General features: G+C 66.8%; 20 protein-coding genes. 17 read left to right on the top strand and 3 right to left on the bottom strand.

The window, feature by feature from the left end:
* The first annotated feature begins 100 nt into the window (after positions 1 to 100).
* The 11 genes from AC3WUM_RS02275 to AC3WUM_RS02225 all read left to right on the top strand — a co-directional run bounded on the left by AC3WUM_RS02275 (position 101) and on the right by AC3WUM_RS02225 (position 12,558).
* Positions 101 to 1,126: a 2-hydroxyacid dehydrogenase gene (locus AC3WUM_RS02275; RefSeq protein WP_492408452.1), complete on the top strand. Its 1,026-nt coding sequence runs from the start codon at positions 101 to 103 to the stop codon at positions 1,124 to 1,126.
* A gap of 87 nt (positions 1,127 to 1,213) precedes the next feature.
* Complete coding sequence (locus AC3WUM_RS02270) at positions 1,214 to 1,552, top strand: TraR/DksA C4-type zinc finger protein (protein ID WP_492408451.1); 339 nt, start codon at positions 1,214 to 1,216, stop codon at positions 1,550 to 1,552.
* Between the two features lie 8 nt (positions 1,553 to 1,560).
* On the top strand, positions 1,561 to 2,934 hold the full coding sequence (hemN, locus tag AC3WUM_RS02265; protein ID WP_492408450.1) for an oxygen-independent coproporphyrinogen III oxidase: 1,374 nt from the start codon (positions 1,561 to 1,563) through the stop codon (positions 2,932 to 2,934).
* Between the two features lie 35 nt (positions 2,935 to 2,969).
* Complete coding sequence (locus AC3WUM_RS02260; RefSeq protein ID WP_492408449.1) at positions 2,970 to 3,629, top strand: response regulator transcription factor; 660 nt, start codon at positions 2,970 to 2,972, stop codon at positions 3,627 to 3,629.
* 150 nt (positions 3,630 to 3,779) lie between these two features.
* The gene (locus AC3WUM_RS02255; protein WP_492408447.1) at positions 3,780 to 4,478 is read left to right on the top strand and encodes a Crp/Fnr family transcriptional regulator; all 699 of its coding nucleotides are present in this window, start codon (positions 3,780 to 3,782) and stop codon (positions 4,476 to 4,478) included.
* A gap of 74 nt (positions 4,479 to 4,552) precedes the next feature.
* Positions 4,553 to 5,476, top strand: coding sequence for a histone deacetylase family protein (locus tag AC3WUM_RS02250; protein ID WP_492408446.1), 924 nt, complete (start codon positions 4,553 to 4,555; stop codon positions 5,474 to 5,476).
* A gap of 23 nt (positions 5,477 to 5,499) precedes the next feature.
* The gene (locus AC3WUM_RS02245; RefSeq protein WP_492408444.1) at positions 5,500 to 7,821 is read left to right on the top strand and encodes a bifunctional acetate--CoA ligase family protein/GNAT family N-acetyltransferase; all 2,322 of its coding nucleotides are present in this window, start codon (positions 5,500 to 5,502) and stop codon (positions 7,819 to 7,821) included.
* Between the two features lie 72 nt (positions 7,822 to 7,893).
* Entirely contained in the window at positions 7,894 to 8,835 is a 942-nt protein-coding gene (locus tag AC3WUM_RS02240) for a carboxypeptidase-like regulatory domain-containing protein (RefSeq protein WP_492408443.1), read from the top strand.
* Between the two features lie 256 nt (positions 8,836 to 9,091).
* Positions 9,092 to 9,568 (top strand): c-type cytochrome, encoded by a 477-nt coding sequence (locus AC3WUM_RS02235; RefSeq protein ID WP_492408442.1) that lies wholly within the window; start codon positions 9,092 to 9,094, stop codon positions 9,566 to 9,568.
* Positions 9,569 to 9,955: 387 nt separating this feature from the next.
* Entirely contained in the window at positions 9,956 to 11,017 is a 1,062-nt protein-coding gene (locus AC3WUM_RS02230) for a S1 family peptidase (protein WP_492408441.1), read from the top strand.
* 485 nt (positions 11,018 to 11,502) lie between these two features.
* On the top strand, positions 11,503 to 12,558 hold the full coding sequence (locus tag AC3WUM_RS02225; RefSeq protein ID WP_007184091.1) for an outer membrane beta-barrel protein: 1,056 nt from the start codon (positions 11,503 to 11,505) through the stop codon (positions 12,556 to 12,558).
* Between the two features lie 80 nt (positions 12,559 to 12,638).
* On the opposite strand, the gene AC3WUM_RS02220 is transcribed toward AC3WUM_RS02225, so the two are convergent.
* Both AC3WUM_RS02220 and AC3WUM_RS02215 read right to left on the bottom strand, forming a co-directional pair.
* Positions 12,639 to 14,159, bottom strand: a complete 1,521-nt coding sequence (locus AC3WUM_RS02220) for a YifB family Mg chelatase-like AAA ATPase (RefSeq protein ID WP_492408440.1) — start codon at positions 14,157 to 14,159, stop codon at positions 12,639 to 12,641.
* Positions 14,160 to 14,238: 79 nt separating this feature from the next.
* Positions 14,239 to 14,484 carry an accessory factor UbiK family protein gene (locus tag AC3WUM_RS02215; protein ID WP_492408439.1) on the bottom strand — a complete coding sequence of 82 codons (246 nt, stop codon included), beginning with the start codon at positions 14,482 to 14,484 and terminating at the stop codon, positions 14,239 to 14,241.
* Positions 14,485 to 14,709: 225 nt separating this feature from the next.
* On the opposite strand from AC3WUM_RS02215, the gene AC3WUM_RS02210 reads away from it, so the two are divergent.
* Genes AC3WUM_RS02210 through mutM form a run of 5 tightly spaced genes read left to right on the top strand, consistent with a single transcriptional unit; the run spans position 14,710 to position 19,540 of the window.
* Positions 14,710 to 15,648: an ABC transporter ATP-binding protein gene (locus AC3WUM_RS02210; RefSeq protein WP_492408438.1), complete on the top strand. Its 939-nt coding sequence runs from the start codon at positions 14,710 to 14,712 to the stop codon at positions 15,646 to 15,648.
* On the top strand, positions 15,649 to 16,392 hold the full coding sequence (locus AC3WUM_RS02205) for an ABC transporter permease (RefSeq protein WP_492408437.1): 744 nt from the start codon (positions 15,649 to 15,651) through the stop codon (positions 16,390 to 16,392).
* A 22-nt stretch (positions 16,393 to 16,414) separates the two neighbouring features.
* The gene (locus tag AC3WUM_RS02200; RefSeq protein WP_492408436.1) at positions 16,415 to 17,800 is read left to right on the top strand and encodes a GldG family protein; all 1,386 of its coding nucleotides are present in this window, start codon (positions 16,415 to 16,417) and stop codon (positions 17,798 to 17,800) included.
* A 13-nt stretch (positions 17,801 to 17,813) separates the two neighbouring features.
* Complete coding sequence (locus AC3WUM_RS02195; RefSeq protein ID WP_492408435.1) at positions 17,814 to 18,722, top strand: DUF4340 domain-containing protein; 909 nt, start codon at positions 17,814 to 17,816, stop codon at positions 18,720 to 18,722.
* Positions 18,722 to 19,540 (top strand): bifunctional DNA-formamidopyrimidine glycosylase/DNA-(apurinic or apyrimidinic site) lyase, encoded by an 819-nt coding sequence (gene mutM, locus AC3WUM_RS02190; RefSeq protein WP_492408434.1) that lies wholly within the window; start codon positions 18,722 to 18,724, stop codon positions 19,538 to 19,540. Before AC3WUM_RS02195 ends, mutM begins: the two co-directional genes overlap by 1 nt.
* Before the next feature lie 8 nt (positions 19,541 to 19,548).
* Here mutM and AC3WUM_RS02185 read toward each other — a convergent pair whose 3' ends face one another.
* A complete protein-coding gene (locus tag AC3WUM_RS02185) occupies positions 19,549 to 20,022 on the bottom strand; it encodes a hypothetical protein (protein WP_492408433.1) in 474 nt (157 codons plus the stop codon).
* A gap of 120 nt (positions 20,023 to 20,142) precedes the next feature.
* Between AC3WUM_RS02185 and purT the strand changes: the two genes are divergently transcribed.
* Positions 20,143 to 21,339, top strand: coding sequence for a formate-dependent phosphoribosylglycinamide formyltransferase (purT, locus tag AC3WUM_RS02180; protein ID WP_492408431.1), 1,197 nt, complete (start codon positions 20,143 to 20,145; stop codon positions 21,337 to 21,339).
* Positions 21,340 to 21,342 lie beyond the last annotated feature (3 nt).

Raw genomic sequence — 21,342 nt, 5'->3', positions numbered from 1 at the left:
GTCGCGCGCCTGTTGCGAAACAAGAGGGTTGCCGATGACAGAGCGCCGGCACTTCGCTACAACATGAAATCCAACGATCCCTGCCCGACATGAGGAAGCCATGCGCGTCATCGTCTACAGCGCCCACCGGCACGACATTCGCGATCTGAGCGCAGCCAACGCGGCGCAGGCTCACGCGCTCGAATTCGTCGAAGCGCGTCTCGGCCTGGAGACGGTCAAGCTCGCCGAGGGCTTCGACGCGGTCTGCGCCTTCGTCAACGACAGCCTCGAAGCCGCCGTCCTCGACAAGCTCGCGAAGGCCGGCATCCGCCTCGTCGCCCTGCGCTGCGCGGGCTACAACCAGGTCGATCTGGTCGCGGCCGATCGGCTCGGTATCAGCGTGCTGCGCGTGCCGGCCTATTCGCCGCATGCGGTCGCCGAACATGCGGTCGGCCTCGTGCTCACGCTGAACCGGCATCTGCACCGAGCCTACAACCGCACGCGCGAAAACGACTTCCGGCTCGATGGCCTCGAAGGCTTCGATCTGTTCGGCAAGACCGTCGGCGTGATCGGCGCCGGCCGCATCGGCGCGGTGTTCGCGCGCATCATGCTCGGCTTCGGCTGCCGCGTGCTCGTGCACGATGCGCTCACCGTTCCCGCCGAACTGTTGCAGCTCGGCGCACATCAAAGCCCGCTGGCCGAGCTGCTGGCTCAAAGCGACATCGTCTCGCTGCATTGCCCGCTGACGCCGCAGACCCATCACCTGATCGATGCGTCGGCTTTGTCGACGATGAAGCCCGGCGTCATGCTCATCAACACGAGCCGCGGCGGCCTGCTCGACACCACGGCCGTCATTGCGGCGCTCAAGGACGGGCGCGTCGGCTTCCTGGGGCTCGACGTCTACGAGCAGGAAGGCGATCTGTTCTTCGAGGACTTGTCCTCCACCATCGTCGCCGACGACGTCTTCCAGCGCCTGCTGACCTTTCCGAACGTCGTCGTCACCGGGCATCAGGCCTTCTTCACGCGCGAGGCGCTGGCCGCGATCGCCACCACGACGATCGCGAATCTCGACGACTTCGCGGCCGGCCATGCGGCGGCGAGCCCGAACCGCGTCGACCTCGGTCTCGTGCGGCGGGCAAGGCGGTGAACGCGCCCTCGCATTGATCTGCATCAAGGTGCGGTCCCAAGTGAGGCCGGACACTGGCCCGAACTTTTCAACGCCCGTGAGGCCGCAATGCAAGACCCCACCCCCGACCGGGATTCCCGCCGCATCGAACTCGACGTGCAAGCCGCGCAGCTGCGCGATCGCATCGAGCGCGTGCATCTGCACCGGCTGCTCAACGCCCCACTCGAGGACGCCTACTCCGAGTCGCTGTCCGAGCGCGCCAATCAACCCGTGCTCGACCAGCTCGAAACCTCGCTGGCCGAACAACTGCAACAGGTCAAGCGGGCGCGCCAGCGCATCGCCGAGGGCTCGGGCGACTACTGCGAGCACTGCGGCGAGCGCATCGACGCCGATCGGCTCAAGGCGCTCCCCTACGCGACCACCTGCCTGCTCTGCGCGAGCCACTGAGCACTCGCATGAGCCCCTGCACCGAAGCGAGCGTGCGCATTCCGGATGCCCTGCTCGCGCGTGAGCTGCGCGCTCCGCGCTACACCTCGTATCCGACCGCGCTCGCATTCAAACCCGACTTTCCGATCTCCGACTACGTCAACGCCGCGCGCCTGTCGGCCCGGCGCGTCGAGCCCCTGTCGCTGTACCTGCACGTTCCGTTTTGCGCCTCGAACTGCTTCTACTGCGGCTGCAACCGCATCGTCAGCCGAAACCCGGAACGCATCGCGCAGTACGTCGAGGCGCTGATCGAGGAGATCCGGCTCAAGGGCGTGCTGATCGGGCCGGCGCGGCGCGTCGAGCAGATCCATTTCGGCGGCGGCACGCCCAACAGCCTCGCGCCGTCCCAATTCGGTGAGCTGCTGTCGCAGCTCGGCAGGCGCCTGAACCTCGCGGATATCGGGCAGCTCGAACTGTCGATGGAAGCCGATCCGCGCCTAGCGACGCCGGTCGACGTCGCGCAATGGCGGCGCCTGGGCTTCAACCGGCTGTCGTTCGGCGTGCAGGACATCGACGATCAGGTGCAGCTCGCGATCAATCGCGTGCAGAGCGCGGCGCAGGTTTCGCTGCTGACCGAAGCCGCGCGCGAGGCCGGCTTCGCGAGTCTCAACTACGACCTCGTCTACGGCCTGCCGAAGCAGACGCTCAAGGGCTTCGATCGCACGCTCGACTTCGTCGTCGACCAGCGCCCCGATCGCGTCGCGGTGTTCCATTACGCGCACCTGCCGCAGCTGTTCGCGGCCCAGCGGGCGATCGATGCGGACACGCTGCCCTCGCTCGAAACCCGGCTCGCGCTGCGCAACCTGGCGCACGCCCGCCTGACGGCGGCGGGCTATCAGGCGATCGGGCTCGATCACTACGCCCTGCCCGACGATGCGCTCGCCCAGGCGCAGGGCCGGCAGGCGCTGCATCGCAACTTCCAGGGCTATACGACGATGAACGGGCGCGACGTGCTCGGCCTCGGCGTCAGCGCGATCTCGCAGCTCGGCCGCACGTTCTCGCAGAACGAGCGCGATCTGGCCGCGTATCTGGCCGCGGTCGCCCATCAACGGCTGCCGATCGCGCGCGGCTACCGCCAGACCGCCGAAGATGCGCTGCGCGCCGACGTGATCGAGTCGGTGATGTGCAAGGGCGCGGTCGACTATGCCGAGATCGGCCAACGCCATGCGATCGACGCGGCTGCGCTGTTCGCCGAAGAACGCCTGCGCCTGCGCGAACTCGACCCGGAGCAGCACTGGTTGCACGCGGACGAACGCGGCATCGCCATCGCAGCCGACGGCCGGCATCTGCTGCGGCTCGTCGCCATGGCCTTCGATCGTCATACCCCACGCCCGGCGGACTGATCGTCATGGCCCCGCAGTCCGGGACGCCAAGGCCTGTGGCATCCTTGGCCGATGCCGAAGCTTCGTCTCGCTATCCTCCGCTGATGCCGACCACGGGCACCGTCTACATCGTCGACGACGACGAGGCCGTGCGCTCGGCCCTGCGCATGCTGATGGCCTCGTGCGGGCTGCGCGCGCAGGTGTTCGCGAGCCCCCGGGAACTGCTCGAGGCGGTGCAGCCGAGCTGGATCGGCTGCCTGCTGCTCGACGTGCGCATGCCTGGCATGAGCGGGCTCGATCTGCACGAGCAGCTCATCGCGCGCGGAATCCAGCTGCCGGTGATCCTGCTGACCGGCCACGGCGACGTGCCGATGGCGGTGCGCGCGATGAAGCGCGGAGCCTTCGACTTCGTGCAGAAGCCCTTCAACGACCAGATGCTGCTCGACCGCATCAACGAGGCCCTGGTGCTCGACGCCGGCAACCGGGGCCAGCGCCGGCAGCTCGCGCTGCTGCGCGAGCGCTACGAGCGCCTGTCCGCGCGCGAGCGCGAAGTGCTCGATCATCTGGTCCAGGGGCAGCTCAACAAGGTCATCGCAGCCGAGCTCGGCATCAGCGAGCGCACGGTCGAGCTGCACCGGGCCCGCGTGATGGAAAAGATGGAGGCGGCCTCGCTCGCGCAGCTCGTCGAATCCGTGCTCGAAATGCGCCGCAGCTAGGGTCAAACGCGGTCGCGCTCGTCGCGGCGCAGGTCGCTTGGACCCGGGTCGATACGTACTTCCCGAAGTCGCACTGCCTAAGCTCCGGATAGTGCGGCCGCCGGCGCGTACGCAGACTGTGTGCAAGCCCACCGACGCCTGCCGATCGACATGAGCATGATCTCTTCTGGCACCACCGCCGCCACCTCGCCCTGCCACGACTGCGCACGCGGTGCTCATTGCCTCGGCGCCGCCCTCGTCGAAGCCTGCGCGAACCCGCCGACGGTGACACGCACGGTGATCGACAAGGGCGAGCATCTGTTCCGCTCGGGCGACGCCGGCGACTCGCTCTACGTGATCCGCAGCGGTGCCATCAAGACCTACGTCGATTCGGCCGAGGGCGAGGAGCAGATCCGGAGCTTCGCGCTCGCCAACGACGTCGCCGGGCTCGACGCGGTCTGCGGCGGCGTGCATCGCACCGGCGCCAAGGCCATCGGCCGCACCTGGGTCTGCCGCCTGCCGCTCAATGCGGTGCGCTCGCGCATGGCCGAGTCGGTGCGCTTCCGCGATCGCCTGCTCGCCGCGCTCGATCGCGAGTTCTCGCGCCTGCATCGCCTGCTCGACCGCGAGCGCTACAGCGCGGACCGGCGCGTCGCCTCGTTCCTGCTCTCGCGCATCGAAACCGATACGGCCAGCCCCTCGCCGGCGATCGAGCTGCCGATGTCGCGTACCGACCTTGCGCGCCACCTCGACCTCGCCACCGAAACGGTCTCGCGCGTGTTCACGCGCCTGCAGGGCCGGGAGATTTTGCGCAGCCAGGGCACGCGCTGCGAGATCCTCAATACCGAAGCGCTGCGCGCCGTCGCCTGAAGCTTCGGGCGCTCGCGGTTATAGTGGGTCGAAATGACGGCGCTTAGCCGTCTTTTTCGACCGGAGCGTGCACGATGTCGCCGACCTACTGGATCAGCCATCCGAGCTGCGCCCAGCACGAAATGGGCGAGGGCCATCCGGAGGCCCCGGCCCGTCTCTGGGCGATCGAAGACCGGCTGCGTGCGATCGGGCTCGATCTGTTCCTCGATCGCGACGATGCGCCCGAGGCGAGCACCGAGGCCCTGTTGCGCGTGCACACGGCCGAGCACGTCGAATCGGTGCTGCGTACACGGCCGACGCAGGGCTATGTACGGATCGATCCCGATACGACGATGAACGCGCACACCGCCGTCGCCGCACTGCATGCGGCCGGTGCCGGGCTGCACGCGGTCGATCTGGTGATGAGCAAGCGCGCGAGCTTCGTGTTCTGCGCGGTGCGGCCACCCGGACATCACGCCGAGCGTGCGCGTGCGATGGGCTTCTGCTTCTTCAACAACATCGCGGTCGCTGCGGGCGAAGCGCTCGCGCGCGGGCTGTCGCGTGTCGCCATCCTCGATTTCGACGTGCACTACGGCAACGGCACCGCCGACATCTTCCGCAACGACGAGCGCGTGCTGCTGTGCTCGACTTACGAGCATCCGCTGTATCCGTACTGGGCCGGCAACCCCGACGACACCGAGATCGTCGACGCGCCGCTGAAGGCTGGTGACGGCAGCGAGGCCTACCGGCATGCGGTCACGCACCGCTGGATTCCGTCGCTCGAAGCCTTCAGGCCGCAGATGATCCTGGTGTCGGCCGGCTTCGACGCGCACGTGCGCGATCCGCTAGCGAGCCTCGAGCTCACCGACGACGATTACTACTGGACCGCGCAGCAGATACTCGACGTGGCCTCGCGCCATTGCCCGGGCCGCGTGATCGCGATGCTCGAAGGCGGCTACGACACGCATGCGCTCGCACGCTGCGTCGAGGCCTTCGTGAGGCCTTTCATCGGCGCCTGAGCGGCGCTTCTTCGAGGCCCGGCATGAGCATCCAGAACCTCGAACCGCTACTCGCCTGCCGGCGCGCGCTGGTGATCGGCGATCCGCAGGAGCCGCTGCAGGCGAGCTGCCTAGACCAGCTGCAGGAAACCGCGCGCGAATGCACCATCGTGCGCAGCCGGCGCGAGATCGCCGATGCGCCGATCAATGGCGCGATCGCGGTCGTCTTCGAGCCACGCCTGCTCGATGCCCGGCTCATCGATACGCTCGGACGCAACGGCTGTCGCGGCGTGCTGTGGATCAGCAACGAGACCATCGCACCCGAACTGCTGCAAGCCTCGCGTCCGCATCGCCTGCGCTTCATCGGCCCGCGCACGGCCGGGCACTTTCATGCGAGCGGCCTGCGCGCCGGCGCGTTCCCGACCGAGGTGCATACGGGCGGCCTGGCACTGATCACGCAATCCGGCTCGATCGCGACCGCTGCGATCGACTGGGCCGCCGGGCGCGGCATCGGCTTTTCGTGGGCCGTCACCACCGGCGCCGAGGCCGATGCGGACATCGCCGACTTCCTCGACCTGGCCGCGCTCGATCCGCGCACGCGCGCGGTGATCCTGCAGGTCGGCAGGCTGCGCAGCGCACGCAAGTTCATGTCGGCCGCGCGCGCCTGCGCGCGCCTGAAACCCGTGGTCGTGCTGCAGAGCCGGGTCGGTGGCTACGAAGACCTGTCCGGCCCCGATCCGGTGCGCAGCGCCGCGTTCGCACGCGCGGGCCTGGTCGAATGCCAGACGCTCGATGGCCTGTTCGATGCGCTGACCGCCATGGCGCGCCTGCCGACCAGCAGCGAAGCGCGCGTGCTCGTGCTCGGCAACGGAGCCGGCATGTGCGCGCTCGGCGTCGACGCGGTGCTGCGCCACGGACTCACGCGAGCGCGCTGCGACGACAGCTTGCGCGAACGCATGCGCAAGCTGGTACCACGCGTGCGCTTTCCGGATGGCGCGGTCGATCTCGGAACCACCACGCCCGAGCAGCTCATCGCGATGCTGCGGCTGCTGCTGGGCGATGCGGCGATCGACTATCTGCTGCTCGTGCAAAGCCCTTCGCTGGCCGAGGCGCATGATCCCTACGTCGATGCGCTGATCGAAGCCAACCTCGGTCCGCGCGTGGTCACCGCCTGGCTCGGGCTCGCGTCGGTGGTCGCGGTGCGCAAGCGCTCGATCGCGGCGGGGCTCGCGACCTTCGTCACCGCCGGGCAGGCGGCGCGCGCGCTGCAGTATCGCTGGCTCTACGGACGCACGCGCGAGCTGCTCATGCAGACACCGCCGGCGCGCGAGCGGCGGCGCTTTCGCCGCGCCGATGCGCAATTCGAGATCGACACGGCGCTCGCGACGGCCGGAACGAAAACCCGGGTTTCGATGAAAGCCGACGCCGTCGATCGCGTGTTCGATCATTACAGCCTGCCGCCGGCCGATGCCGATCCGGGCAGCCTGCGCTTCGATTTTTCGATCGAGCAGCACGCCGAGCTCGGCGCCCACCTGCTCGTGTCGGCGACCAGCGATCTGCTGCATTCACCGATCGGCTACGGCTTCGCCCCGCTCGATGCGCTGCTCGCGACCCGCATGATCGAGTCGATGAAGCTGCCGCTGTCGGCCGAGCTCGTGAACGCGCTGCGCCGCGTGCTCTATGCGCTCGCGCAGATGATCATCGATTTGCCGCAGCTGATCTCGCTACATCTGATGCTGGCGCTCAACGAGGCCGGCGGTCTCGTGCGCTTCGGCGACGGGCGCATCGAACTCGACAGCAATCTGCCGTCCGACGCGCGCAGCCGCCTCGTGCTCGCACCCTATCCGGAGCAGTTGCAACGTCATGCGGTGGTGCGCAACGGCAACGCCTATCTGCTGCGCCCGATTCGCCCCGAAGACGAGCCCGCGCTGGTCGCCCTGCTCGAAAGCCTGCGGCCCGAGGACATCCGCATGCGCTTCTTCGCGTCGATCCGCTACTTCTCGCACGAGATGGCGGCGCGCATGACGCAGATCGATTACGACCGCGAACTCATCCTCGTCGCCCTGCCTGCGGGCAACGACACGACGCTTTGCGCGGTCGCGCATCTGGTCTCCGATCCGTATGGAGAGGACGGCGAGTTCGCCGTGCTCGTGCATCACGATCACACCGGCACCGGGCTCGGTCACCGGCTCATGGACGAGCTGCTCGCGCATGCGCGGCGCCAGGGCCTGCAGCGCGTGCACGGCGACGTGCTGCGCGAGAACCAGCCGATGCTGCAGCTCGCGCGCCGCATGGGCTTCCGCGTCGACCGTTCGAACGAGGAGCCCGACACGGTGCGCGTGGTGATCGATCTGCCGGCGACCTAGGCGCAACGCGCTTGCGCGCGGGCTCGCGCTCGTGATTCGATCGAACGGCGCTGTCGCAAAGGAGTTGCCCTGATGAAGACGCTGGCCTCGACTCATCGCCCCCGCCGGTCCGGCCGCAGGCTGGCCCTGGCGCTCACGCTGGGCGCCCTCGCCGGCCCGGCCGGCGCGCAGCTGCCCGCCGTGCAAACCCAGGGCGAGGTTCGCTATCTGAGCGGCGGCATCGGCTCCGACGAATCGGAGGCGATCAAGGCGGCGCGCGATTCCTACTCGCTCACATTGACGCTGGCCGGCAAGGCCGAAGGCCGCGACGTCTACCTGTCGTCGGTCCCGGTGACGATCCGCGACGCCTCGGGCAAGACCGTGCTCGAAGTGACGAGCTCGGGGCCGTACCTGCTCGCAGACCTGCCGGCCGGTCGCTACGAAATCAGCGCCCGCTACGCCGGCCAGGAGAAGAAGACCTCGGCCAGCATCAGCGCGGGCAAGCCGCAGCGTCTCTCGCTGCTGTGGCCGCAGGCGAATGCGCAGCCCCAGGCCGGCGCGGCCGCAGGCGCGGGGAGTTCCGCCGTCGGCGTGTCGGCCGGAGCGGGCCTTTCCGCGGGAACGGCCGCAACGACGGTGGCCACCGCCGTGCTGCCGGCCGCCGCTTCGGTGGCCAGCAGCGCGCTGCCGCCGATCGACACCCAGGGCGGCATTCCCTATTTGAGCGGCGGCATCGGCTCGGACGAATCGGCCGCGATCAAGGCCGCGGCTTCGCGCTACTCGCTGTCGGTCACGCTCGCCAGCACGCAGGACGGCCGCAATGTCTATCTGTCGTCGGTGCCGGTCACCGTGATGGACGCCAATGGAGGCGTCGTGCTCGACGTGGTCTCCAATGGACCTTATCTGCTGGCCGATCTTCCGCCGGGCCGATACCGCGTCAGCGCCCGCTTCCAGGATGAGGAAAAGAGCGCCGAAGCCCGCGTCGACGCCGGAAAGAACGCTCGCGTTTCGTTTCTCTGGAAGGGAAAACCGTAGTCGTCACGACAGGTGATGCGGTAAAGTCGCTGCCGCGCCCGAAGAGACCGCCTGCGAGCGGTGAACCCGAAGCCTCGACTTCCTCTCGACAGCGCCACTTTTGCAAGCCCGGTCGTCGCACTCCGACCCATGGAGCCAGCACGCAGGCCCTTGCTTCAACAGGGTATCTCCGGAGCGGTAAATCTGGCGTGGTCGTGCCGGGCGTTTATACTGCGCGCCGCATTTTTTTGATGCACCTGCTCTGGGAGCTTTTAAGTTGGAACACAAGAACCACGACAAAGTCTTCTTCGTCAATTTCAGCGTTGTGCTGGGCATTCTGACTGCCATCGCCCTGTTCATCGGCTTCGTGGCGCGGCTCATCGCTCCCCATCATGACGAGCACGCAGGCGAGCAGGCTGCTGCACTGGCCGAACGCGTCAAGCCGGTCACGCAGGCGATCACCAGCGACGAAGAACTCAAGAAGCTCGCCGCCGACAAGCCGGCCCGCGCCCCGATGAGCGGCGATCAGGTGGTGGCCAAGGTCTGTGGCGCCTGCCATGCCAGTGGCGTGCTCAACGCGCCGAAGATCGGCGATGCCGCCGAGTGGAACAAGCGCTCGAGCACCGAAGGCGGCATGGACGGTCTGGTCGCCGCCGCGATCAAGGGCAAGAACGCGATGCCGCCGCGTGGTGGCGACCCCGATCTGTCCGACGACGAGATCAAGGCCGCGGTCTCCATTTTGATGGGCAAGTAACCCTCCAAAAAAGCTGCTTGGCGGAACCTACCTGGGCCTGGCGCCCGGCCTGGGCCGCTCGCTGTAAAGAGCCTGACAGGGTGCGAACCCTCGTCGGGCTCTTTCGTTTGCGCCACCCAAAATCGACGAAATATGCGGCCGAGGTCTTGGGAACATCCAAATCGCACCAAAATAGGAGGATTCACACTGCAATTTTGGGCCCCAAATTAGATCAATTTTGTAATAAATAAAAACAATAAAATCAATTAATTGACTTAAATTTCTTCTTTATGCACCACTATTGTCGCGATTGCACTCTTACTGAGCCCATAAGTAAGGCACAATGAATCGTGCCAGCGCACCAAAATGTTTGCTGGCAGGACAAAACCAGTTAAAGAGGAAACTGCGATGAAAACGAAGCTCAAGCCGTTCGCCGTCTCAGCCTGGCTGCTCGCATTGGCCGCCGGCGGCCTCAGCGCCACTCTCCCGGCCACCGCCGCCGAGCGTCAGCAGAACAACACCCGGGCTTACGAAGAGATCTATCTGGTGCAGCCGAGCAAAGACCCGCGCAACGTATTTCCGCGCGTGGTTCGCGAGTTCAAGGACATGGGCTACCAGGTCCATGTCGTGAACGAACAGCGTTTCCTCGGCAAGGCCGAGGGCACCGGCTTCCTGGTTTCGAGGACCGGTCACCTGCTGACCGCCGCGCACGTGCTCGAAGGCCACAAGACGGCCACCGTCTGGCTCGACGGCACCCGCTACGAGGCCGACCTGATCGACCAGGACGCGAAGAACGATCTGGCCATGCTCAAGCTGCGTACCGACACTCCGCTCGCGGTCGCCCCGCTGAGCTTCAGCCGCGAAGCGGCGCTGTCGCTCGGCTCGGACATCTACACCGTCGGGCATGCCGACACGCGTGCCGAAAGCGCCCGCCTGAGCAAGGGTATGGTCAGCGCCCTGGCCAGCCATGACGGCAGCGACCGCCACGTGCAGTTCTCGTCCGATCGTCGTCTCGGCAGCAGCGGCGCCCCGCTGCTCAACGCCGACGGCGCGGTGGTCGGCATGGTGCAGAAGGCCTCTGCCCGCGGCCGCGACGCCGACGCGCATCATCTGGCCCTGCGCGGCGAACAGCTCACCGACTACGTGCGCACGGTCAGCGCCGATACCTTCGGTGAACTGAGCTTCGATCGCTCGGGCTCGATGGAACAGGCCGCCCGCGCGGTCGCCAAGGTCAAGAGCGGCGTGGTCGCCGACGGTAGCCAGGACAAGCCGCGCCTGGTGGCGACGGTCGACTACACGAGCTTCGCCGACAAGCACCCTCGCTTCGGCGACTTCAAGGTCACCGTGGCCGACCTCGATACCAACCAGGTCGTGGCGACCGCCGGCGAAGGCCGCCACAACGTCTCGCGCAGCGAAGAGTCGGTGATCCGGAGCACCTTCGGCGACGTGCGCAGCGCACTCGGCAAGTAAGACCACGAGCGGTATCGCCCCGGCGCGCAGCCGCCGGGGCCTTCGAGGCGGATCGGATGGCGTTCGACGAACGCGAATCCGGTCCGCCTTTTTCGTTTCGCTCTCCACCTCGGACGCTCTTCCGCCGATCGCACCCGGCAGGCCACCACGGCCACGGGCCTCCATCGCATTCGGGACCGGCTCGAGGCATTTGTTCATGCGTCCTTGACGGCTATTTAGCGCAATCCGAATAGAGACTTAGCGCACCCCTGGCGGACACTGGCATCGATTCGCGGCGACATTGGCACCGGCCTTGCTTACGGTCATTTCCAAAATTTTTGCTCAGTGAGCAATGCCATCTGTCTGGAGTTCCGCACCTCCAGTCGGCACGAGTTCTCAGGGAGAAAACAGGGTCGACGATTTACCTCGTGCTTCGCTGTGCGGTCTGCGCTTTCGGGGCGGCTTGCAAGGTTGCAACCGCTTCATCTCAAAGGAGAGTGATTCGAATGAAGTTGAAACTTTTTGTCGCCGCTGCCGCGGCGTTCGGTTGCACGTCCGCTTCCGCTGCGACGCTGGCTGAGCTCGCTTCCAACGTCGAAGCCAGCGGCTGGGTCAGCGGCTCTTACATCTACAACTTCAACGGCGTGGACAACGTCGGCCGTGCGACGGACATCGAGTCCAACTCGTTCACGCTGAACCAGGCCGTGCTGAACCTCGTCACGCCGGCCGGCGACGGCTTCGGTGCCGGCGTGCAGCTGCTCGCGGGCAACGATGCCAAGACCATCGTCAACCCGTCCTACGGTGAAAACGCCGGCGACAGCTTCAGCCTTCCGGAAGCCTACGTGACCTACACCTCGGGTGCCCTGAGCGTGAAGGCCGGCCGTTACGGCACGCTGGCGGGCTACGAAGTGCTCAGCGACGCCGCCAATCCGCTGCTCTCGCGCTCGCTGCAGTTCCCTGCTGCCGAACCCTACTTCCACACCGGCGTCCGCGTGGCTTACGCGGCCTCCGATGCGGCCACGCTCTACCTGGGCGTGAACAACAGCGCGGTCGGCGGCTTCGCGGAAGACCCGGATGACCAGAAGACCGTCGAAGCCGGCGTGTCCCTGAAAGCCAGCGATGCGGTTTCGCTCGCTGTATATGACTACTACGGCATCGATGGAGAACTCCAGACCAACTTCCTCGACGTTGTTGGCTCGTTCACCATCTCGGAGTCGTTCTCGCTCGGTCTGAACGTGGACTGGTTCTCGGTCGAAGACACCGTCGACGTCGTGGGTGTCGCCGGATACGCCACCATGGCGCTCGCCCCGCAGTGGTCGGCCACGTTGCGCCTCGAAAGCCTGAACTATGACTTCGATGGCGGCACCCCGCCCGGCGTCGCGGAAACCATCAACGCTGCGACCATCGCGCTCGGCTATACGCCGGCCAGCGATTTCCGCCTGTTGTTCGAAGCCCGCGTCGACGATGCCGACGAAGACGTCTACGCGCGTTCTGGCGGCAAGGGCCCCACGGGCACCCAGCCGACGGTCGGCGTGAAGGCGATCTACTCGTTCGGCCTGTAAGTTTTCATTTCAGCTGTCGCTGTAGCGAAGAAGCCCGCGCCTCGCGCGGGCTTCTTCGTTTTCGGGTGCCGAAACGAGCCTCATCCGCCCACGAGCCGATCGAGCTGCCGATAGCGGATCGCTTCGGCGATCTGCGAGGCGCCCATCTGCTCGACGCCGGCCATGTCGGCCAGCGTGCGGCCCAGCCGCAGCACGCGGTGATAGGCGCGCGCCGACAGACCGAGCTTGGTCATCGCCAGCTCGATCAGCCGCCGGCCCGCCTCGTCGGGCGTGCAGTAGGTATCGATCTCGCCGGCCTGCAGCTCCGCGTTGCACTTGCCGGCCCGCGCCTGCTGCCGAGCCCGGCAGGCGATTACCCGTTCGCGCACGACGGCGCTCGATTCGACCTGAGGATCGGGCCCGGAAAGCAGCAGCGAACGCTCGACACGCGGAACGAAGATCTGCAGGTCGATGCGATCCATGAGCGGCCCGGAGAGCCTGCTTCGATAGCGTGCGACCTGATCGGGCGTGCAGCGGCAACGGCCTTCGAGATCGCCCAAGTAGCCGCAAGGACAGGGATTCATTGCGGCGACGAGCTGAAAGCGAGCCGGGAAATCAGCCTGGCGGGCGGCGCGCGATATGGTGATCCGGCCATTCTCGAGCGGCTCGCGCAGCACCTCGAGTACATGCCGGTCGAACTCCGGAATCTCGTCGAGAAACAGGACCCCGCGATGAGCCAGGCTGATCTCGCCGGGCTTCGGCGAACTGCCCCCGCCCACGAGTGCAACACCTGATGCTGTGTGATGGGGCGTTCGGTAGGGTCTTCTGCCCCATTTATGTGCGTAAAAACCCTGAGTACCTACTGAGGCAATCGCCGCCACTTCCACGGCTTCCTGCTCGGTCATCGGCGGCAGCAGGCCCGGCAGCCGGGCCGCGAGCATGCTCTTGCCCGAACCCGGCGGGCCGGCCATGAGCAGGGAATGACCGCCGCTCGCTGCGATCTCGAGCGCGCGCCGGGCCTGGGCCTGGCCGCGCACGTCGGCCAGGTCGGGCAAGGGCTCGTCGGGCAACGGTGAGGTTTCGGCCGGGCGAACGTAGGGTTTCAGCTCTCCGGCATGCAGTTGCCCGCAGAGCTCGCCGAGATGCCGGGCCGCGAATACCTGCGCGCTCGAGGCGAGCGCCGCTTCGGCCGCGTTGGATTCGGGCAGCAGCAGCGCGCGACCGGACCGGACTGCCTGCAGCGCAGCCGGCAAGGCGCCGCGCACGGGCCGCAGCTCGCCCGACAGCGACAGCTCGCCGAGCACTTCCATCGAAGCCAGCGCCGCGGCCGGAATCTGGTTCGAGGCCGCCAGAATGCCGAGCGCGATGGCGAGGTCGAAGCGCCCGCCCTCCTTCGGCAAGTCCGCCGGCGCGAGGTTGCAGACGATGCGCCGCGTGTTCGGGAACTCGTAGCCGCAGGTCAGCATGGCGGCCTTGACGCGATCCTTGGCCTCGCGCACGGCCGCCTCGGGCAAGCCGACGACGGTCAGCCCGGGCAAGCCATTGGCGATATGGACTTCGACGACGACCAGATCGGCGTTGAGGCCGTTCTGGGCGCGGCTGAACACGGTGGCGAGATTCATGTCGCCAGCATGCCGAGCGGTGCGCGCCCTGACCGGGCGCAGCGCTCAGTCGAGCGCAATTAATGCCAACAGGCGGCCTTTAAGCCTGCTCGGACTCCAGCGCCTTGAGCCGCTGCTCCAGCGCCTCGACGCGCGCGATCGAGCGCGACAGCAGCTGGGCCTGGATGTCGAAGCGCTCGCGCGAGACCAGATCGAAGCGTTCGAGGTTGGCGCGCAGCACCGCGCGGAAATTCTCCTCGAGCTCCTTGCGCAGTCCCATGACGCCGGGCGGCAGCACCGCGGCGAGGCGGGCGGCGAGTTCTTCGAGTTTGTGCGACTCCAGCATGGCGAGCTCCGCGAATCCGGTCGGCACCGGCACAGTGGACCGGCTTGCGGCCGCCAGTTTAGCGCGCCGCATTGCGCGGGCCGCTTGCCGCCGGGCCGGCGCTTCAGCTTGCCGGCCCGAACCTGGCCCTTACAATCCGCGTTCGCTGCGGAACCCGTCCACGAAAGCCGCGGTCGTAAGGCCCGCTTGCTGCGCCCCCCATTCATACAAGAACACATCGACCACATGGATAGCGAAACGCTCATCGAAGCGCGCGCACTGACGCGTCGTTACGGCCCCAATGTCGCGGTTTCGGGACTCGATCTCACGCTCAGGAAAGGCGAGGTGCTCGGCCTGCTCGGCCCCAACGGCGCCGGCAAGTCGACGAGCATGAAGATGCTCACGGGCAATCTGTCGCCCACCAGCGGCGACGTTCTGATCAAGGGCAGGAACCTGCGCGCGGACGCGCAGGCGGCCAAGCGCCATCTGGGCTATCTGCCCGAGCAGCCGCCGGTCTATCCCGAACTCACGGTCGACGAATACCTCGGCTACTGCGCCGGCCTGCATGGCGTGTCGCGCAAGGAGCGCGCCGCCGCGGTGACGACGGCCAAGCGCGATTGCGGCCTGACTCAAGTCAGTTCGCGCCTGATCGGCAACCTGTCGAAGGGCTACCAGCAGCGCGTGGGCCTCGCGCAGGCGATCATCCACCGGCCCGACGTGATCATTCTCGACGAGCCGACCGTGGGCCTCGATCCGATCCAGATCCGCGAGATCCGCAACCTGATCGGCGAGCTCGGCAACAAGCACAGCGTGATCCTGTCGAGCCACATCCTTCCCGAGATCCAGGCCGTCTGCGATCGCGTGATGATCATCAACAAGGGCCGCTCGGTGTACGACGCGACCATCGATGCGCATCTCGGCAAGAGCGGGCTGGTCGTGGTGTTCGCCCATCCGCCGCAGGCCGAGGCGCTCGCCAGGCTGCCCGGCGTGAACAAGGTCGATACGGGCCCCGCGGGGCGCTTCTTGATCGAGCTCGACGACGGCGCCGATGTGCGCGACGCGCTCGTCGAAGCCTCCGTGCACGGCGGCTGGGGTTTGCGCGAATTGAGGCTCGAGACGCGCACGCTCGAAGAAATCTTCGTCGAACTCACGTCGGGCGAAGCCACGCTTCGGGAGGCCGCATAAATGAGCAACATCCTCGTCATCGCACGCCACGAAGTGCGCCGCATCTTCGTTTCGCCGCTCGCCTGGGCCGTGCTCGCCGTGAGCCAGGTGATCTTCGGCTACGTGTTCATCGGCATGCTCATGCAGTACCTGCGCAACTACGAGATGGCCGATCAGTTCACCGGTGTTTCGGACTACATCGGCGGCGGCCTCTATGGCACCGCGACCATCGTGCTGCTGCTCGTGATGCCGCTCATGACCATGCGGCTGTTCTCCGAAGAGCGCAAAGGCAACACGCTGACCTTGCTGTTCTCGGCGCCGGTTTCGCTCGTCGACATCGTGCTCGGCAAGTTCCTGGGCCTGCTCGGCTTCGTCGCCGCGATGGTGGCCTTGCTCGCACTGATGCCGGCCGCGCTGCTGCCGGCCGTGCATCTCGACATCGGCCGCCTGGCCGCCGGCCTGCTCGGCCTGTTCCTGATCACGATGTCCTTCGGTGCGGCGGGCATTTTCATCTCCTCGCTCACGCGCGAGCCGACGATCGCGGCGATCGGCAGCTTCGGCCTGCTGCTGCTGATCTGGCTGCTCAAGATGCCCGCGCAGTACGACAACGGGCTCAAGGACGTCTTCGAATACCTGTCGCTGATCAGCCATTACCAGGATCTCATCAGCGGCCTGTTCACCTCGTCCGACGTCGTCTACTACCTGCTGTTCACCGCGCTGTTCCTATGGCTGACCGTGCAGCGGCTCGACATGGAACGCAACTGAGCGAAGGCGAATAGACCAGACCATGAACAAGAAAAAACTCTATCTGCAGCAGATCGCCAGCGGCCTGCTGTTCATCGCGGTGCTCGTGCTGATCGGCGTGCTGTCGGTGCGCTACGACGTGCATTGGGACTGGACGGCCGGCAAGCGCAACACGCTCACGCAGGCGAGCCGCACGCAGCTCGAATCGATGAAGGAGCCGCTCAAGTTCGTCGCCTTCACGTATCCGGGCGCCGAGGAGCGCGAGGCGATCGAAGCCTTCGTCGAGCGCTACAAGCGCGTGAAGCCGGACATCGCGATCGAGTACATCGATCCGTCGAGCCAGCCGCAGAAGGTGCGCGAGTACAACATCCAGTCGGCCGGCGAAGTGGTGCTCGAATACCAGGGCCGCCGCGAGAACCTGCGCGGGCTCTCGGAGCAGGCCATCACCACGGCGCTGCAGCGCCTTTCGTACACGGGCGAAAGCTGGATCGTGTTCCTCGAAGGCCACGGCGAGCGCTCGACGCAGGACGGCGGCGGTGAGGCGATTTCGCAGTTCGCGCAGACGCTGCAATCGAAGGGACTCAAGGTCCAGCCGCTCAACCTCGTCAAGACGCCGAAGATTCCGGACAACACCTCGGTGCTCGTGATCGCGAGCCCCAAGAGCGCGCTGCTCGAAGGCGAAATCAAGCTCGTGCAGGAGTACGTCGAAAAGGGCGGCAACCTGCTCTGGCTCGCCGATCCGGACAATGCGCCGGGCCTGCAGCCGGTGGCCGATACGCTCGGCATCAGCTGGCAGAACGGTTTCGCCGTATTCCCCGAGTACGAGGCGATCGGCACGGGACATCCGGGCATCTACGCGGCGCTCGACTATCCGCCATCGCCGGTCACCGCAGGCATGCAGCAGGTCACGCTGTTCCCGCTCGTGCGTTCGCTGACCGCGAAGACCACGGCCGGCTGGACGCCGCAGCCGATGCTGACGTCTTCGGAAACCGCCTGGCTCGAAACCGGCGCGATCGACGGCGGCCCGGTGCAGCTCGAACCCGAGAAGGGCGACGTGCCCGGCCCGCTCAACATCGGCATGACGCTCACGCGCGATCGTCCGGGCGCCGAAGCGCCGCCCGCGCCCGCGAGCCCCGATCAGCCCGCGCCGCCGAAGCCGCAGCAGCGCGTGATCGCCATCGGCGATGCGGACTTCCTGTCGAACGCCTACGTCGCGCAGCTCGGCAACCAGCAGCTCGGGCTCAACGTGATCCAGTGGCTCGCGGCGCGCGATAACCAGCTCAACATCGACGTGCCGAAAGCGCCCGACGTGAATCTGTTCCTGCCCGACTGGGCGCTCGCGCTGATCGCGATCGGCTTCGTCATCGCCCTGCCCTTGCTGCTGCTCGGCATCGGCATCGGTCGCTGGCTCTCGCGTCGTCGCCGCTAAGGGGACGGCGCGCATGAATCGCACGATACTCAACGGCGGCCTGCTCGTGATCGCGATCGGCCTTGGCGTCGCGGTCTGGATCAGCGGCAAGAAGGACGACGACAAGTCCAGCGGTCCGCTGACCTCGCTCGCGCCCGCCGCGGTCGACAGGATCAGCATCGAGCACCCGGACTCGCCCGCGATCAAGCTCGAGAAGCGCGACGGCGAGTGGAAGCTCGTCGCGCCCGTGCAGGCCGATACCGACAGCTTCGAAGTCAGCGCGCTCGTCGGCCTGGCCGACACCAAGCGCCAGTCCGAACTCACGGACCACGATCTCGACTACAAGGCGCTCGGCCTCGAGCCGCCCGCGTTTCGCATCACGCTCAACGACCAGACGCTCGACTTCGGTGGCGACGAGCCGATCCGCTATCGGCGCTACGTGCGCGTGAACGGCGACAAGGTGGCGCTGATCGACAATCCCTCGAGCGCCGCGCTCGACAAGGATTACAGCGACCTGCTGTCGAAGAGCATCGTGCCGCTCGGGGCGCAGATCACCAAGCTCGCGCTGCCGGGCCTGACGATCGAGAAGAACGCGGCCGGCGAATGGGCTTCGCCCGAGCATCCGCAAGCCAAGCCCATCGACCTGCAAACCGTCGTCGACGCCTGGAACGGCAGCAAGGCCATGTGGAACGGCGCCGAGCTCGCACAAGGCTCGCAGGGCGAAGCCGTCGCGGTGACGCTCGCCGACGGCCGCACGCTCAACTTCATCGTCACTGCGCGTGCGCCGCAGTTCATCCTGTCGCGTCCGGACTTGAACGTGCGCTACACGATCGACAAGAACGAAGTCGGCAAGATGCTGGAGCTGCCCAAGGCCGGCGAAGCCAAGCCCGCGGTCGAAACGCCACTGCCAGAAGCCAGCGCGCCGGTGCCGACGCAGCCCTGATGCCCGAACTGCCCGAAGTCGAAACCGTTCGACGCGGAGTCGAGCCGCATGTGCTCGGCCGCCGCATCGAGCGCGTGGTCGTTCGCGAGAAGCGGCTGCGCTGGCCGATCGCGGAAGACTTCGCGGCGAACCTGGTCGGCCGGAGCGTCGTTGCGACCGAGCGTCGCGGCAAGTATCTGCAGCTCGTGCTCGACAATGGCGATCGGCTGCTCGTGCATCTGGGCATGTCGGGCCGATTGTTCGTGCTGCGCAGCGGCCACGCCTTGCTTAAGCACGATCACGTCGATGTCGAGCTCGACGACGGCACGCTGCTGCGCTTCAACGATCCGCGCCGCTTCGGCGCGATGCTGCTCTGGCGGACCGGCGAGCCGCTGCATCCACTCCTCGCGACGATGGGCCCCGAACCGTTTTCGGACGCGTTCAATGGCGAATATCTGCACACGCTGTCGCGCGGCCGCAGGACCGCCGTCAAGAGTTTCATCATGGACGGTGGGGTGGTGGTCGGCGCGGGCAACATCTATGCGGCCGAATCGCTGTTTCGCGCCGGCATTCGTCCCACGCGCCCAGCCGGCGACGTCAGCCGGCCCCGCTACGACAAGCTCGCCGTCGCCATTCGCGAAGTGCTCGCGGCCGCCATCGAGCAAGGCGGCACGACGCTGCGCGACTACGCCGGAGCCGACGGAGCGCCGGGCTATTTCCAGCAGGTGCTCGATGTCTACGGACGCGACGGTGAAGCCTGTCGCGTCTGCAGCAAGCCGATACGCAAGCTCGTGATCGGCCAGCGGTCGAGCTTCTTCTGCCCGAGCTGCCAGAAGTAGCGAGCTCGTCAAGGCTGGGGCGCGGAAACGAGCGCATCGCCGTCGGGCTTGACGACGAAGTCGAGCACCTGCCCCTCGCTCGTTTTCGCCTGCATCACCAGGCTGTCGTCATCGGCGATCACCGCGCCGGCCTGCAGCGCGCGCTCGCGCGGGCCGGCCAGCACGTTCGACGATGCGAACACCAACGCCTGCGGCAGGCCGTCGCCATCGACGAGCAGCTTGGCGCGGCTTTCATCCGGTAGCACCACCGGCACCACCTTCGCCCTGAGCGAACGCGCGCGTGGGGAATCGGCTTCCAGCAGACTCACGGGTCGCCAGTCCGACAGCGCCGCGATGGCGACGGCGGAATCGGCCGTGCGGCTGCGAAGCCCGCTCAAGCCGCCAACGGCCAGAAGCACCAGCAAGGCGAGCGCAGTGATCGACACGAGCAGCGACGCAGCTCCCCCAGGCCACAGTCGCTGCTGGTTTTGCTGAACCAGCATGCGACATCTCCTTCGATCGAGGATGGCCTGTCACCGTAGAGGCGCGGGCCCGGCTCGTTACTGAATTCAAAATGAGCTTGGCGGCATAATTGAGCCGATTTCGGCTCTCACAGAATGCAAATGACGACCTTCGGCACTCCGCTGTCCTCTGGCGCAACGCGCGTCCTCCTGCTCGGCTCGGGCGAACTCGGCAAGGAAGTCGTCATCGAGCTGCAGCGCCTCGGTGTCGAGACGATCGCCTGCGATCGCTATGCCGATGCGCCCGCGATGCAGGTCGCACACCGTCATCACGTGCTGCGCATGCTCGACGGCGACGAGCTGCGTCGCATCGTCGAACTCGAGAAACCGCATCTGATCGTGCCCGAGATCGAAGCCATTCATACGCCGACGCTGCAGGCGCTCGAAGCCGAGGGCTATACGGTGATTCCGACTGCGCGCGCCGCGCGGCTGACGATGGATCGCGAAGGCATCCGCCGTCTCGCCGCCGAAACGCTCGGCCTGCCGACCTCGCCGTATCGCTTCGCCGACAACAAGGCCGAGTATCACGAGGCGATCAAGGCGCTCGGCACGCCTTGCGTGGTCAAGCCGCTGATGTCCTCGTCGGGCAAGGGCCAGTCCGTCGTCAAGACGCCGGCCGATGCGCAGAAGGCCTGGGACTACGCGCAGGCCGGTGGACGTGCCGGCGCGGGTCGCGTGATCGTCGAAGGCTTCATCGACTTCGATTACGAAATCACCTTGCTGACCGTGCGCCACAACGACGGCGCGGGCGGCATCAAGACCTCGTTCTGCGCGCCGATCGGCCATCTGCAGATCGACGGCGACTACCGCGAAAGCTGGCAGCCGCATCCGATGTCGAACACAGCGCTGCAGAAGGCGCAGCAGATTTCCGAAAGCATCACCGCCAATCTCGGCGGGCGCGGCTTGTTCGGTGTCGAGCTGTTCGTCAAAGGCGACGCGGTGATCTTCAGCGAAGTCTCGCCGCGCCCGCACGACACCGGCCTGATCACGCTGATCTCGCAGGATCTGTCGGAGTTCGCGCTGCATGCGCGCGCGATCCTCGGCCTGCCGATTCCGAACATCGCGCAGCGCGGCGCTTCGGCCTCCTGCGCGATCCTGCTCGAAGGCGACCGCAAGGCCCCGCGCTACGCCGGTGCGGCCGAAGCGCTCGCCGAACCCGACACGCAGCTGCGCCTGTTCGGCAAGCCCGAGATCGTCGGTCGCCGCCGCATGGGCGTCGCGCTGGCGCTCGCTGCAAGCATCGACGAAGCACGCGCCAAGGCGCGTCGCTCGGCGGCCTGCGTGCGCGTGATCGATTAGCAC

The organism is Hydrocarboniphaga sp. FW305-C-57 (assembly GCF_058783045.1).
The sequence above is the reverse complement of the archived record's forward strand: the minus strand, read 5'-3'. Positions and strand labels throughout refer to the sequence as shown.

Coding starts and splice junctions, on each gene's coding strand:
- AC3WUM_RS02225 (WP_007184091.1), top strand. CDS start 11,503: ATGAAGTTGAAACTTTTTGTCGCCGCTGCCGCGGCGTTCGGTTGCACG.
- AC3WUM_RS02250 (WP_492408446.1), top strand. CDS start 4,553: ATGTCGCCGACCTACTGGATCAGCCATCCGAGCTGCGCCCAGCACGAA.
- AC3WUM_RS02270 (WP_492408451.1), top strand. CDS start 1,214: ATGCAAGACCCCACCCCCGACCGGGATTCCCGCCGCATCGAACTCGAC.
- AC3WUM_RS02210 (WP_492408438.1), top strand. CDS start 14,710: ATGGATAGCGAAACGCTCATCGAAGCGCGCGCACTGACGCGTCGTTAC.
- AC3WUM_RS02245 (WP_492408444.1), top strand. CDS start 5,500: ATGAGCATCCAGAACCTCGAACCGCTACTCGCCTGCCGGCGCGCGCTG.
- AC3WUM_RS02275 (WP_492408452.1), top strand. CDS start 101: ATGCGCGTCATCGTCTACAGCGCCCACCGGCACGACATTCGCGATCTG.
- AC3WUM_RS02240 (WP_492408443.1), top strand. CDS start 7,894: ATGAAGACGCTGGCCTCGACTCATCGCCCCCGCCGGTCCGGCCGCAGG.
- AC3WUM_RS02185 (WP_492408433.1), bottom strand. CDS start 20,022: ATGCTGGTTCAGCAAAACCAGCAGCGACTGTGGCCTGGGGGAGCTGCG.
- mutM (WP_492408434.1), top strand. CDS start 18,722: ATGCCCGAACTGCCCGAAGTCGAAACCGTTCGACGCGGAGTCGAGCCG.
- AC3WUM_RS02200 (WP_492408436.1), top strand. CDS start 16,415: ATGAACAAGAAAAAACTCTATCTGCAGCAGATCGCCAGCGGCCTGCTG.
- AC3WUM_RS02230 (WP_492408441.1), top strand. CDS start 9,956: ATGAAAACGAAGCTCAAGCCGTTCGCCGTCTCAGCCTGGCTGCTCGCA.
- AC3WUM_RS02220 (WP_492408440.1), bottom strand. CDS start 14,159: ATGAATCTCGCCACCGTGTTCAGCCGCGCCCAGAACGGCCTCAACGCC.
- purT (WP_492408431.1), top strand. CDS start 20,143: ATGACGACCTTCGGCACTCCGCTGTCCTCTGGCGCAACGCGCGTCCTC.
- AC3WUM_RS02205 (WP_492408437.1), top strand. CDS start 15,649: ATGAGCAACATCCTCGTCATCGCACGCCACGAAGTGCGCCGCATCTTC.
- AC3WUM_RS02195 (WP_492408435.1), top strand. CDS start 17,814: ATGAATCGCACGATACTCAACGGCGGCCTGCTCGTGATCGCGATCGGC.
- AC3WUM_RS02255 (WP_492408447.1), top strand. CDS start 3,780: ATGAGCATGATCTCTTCTGGCACCACCGCCGCCACCTCGCCCTGCCAC.
- AC3WUM_RS02215 (WP_492408439.1), bottom strand. CDS start 14,484: ATGCTGGAGTCGCACAAACTCGAAGAACTCGCCGCCCGCCTCGCCGCG.
- hemN (WP_492408450.1), top strand. CDS start 1,561: ATGAGCCCCTGCACCGAAGCGAGCGTGCGCATTCCGGATGCCCTGCTC.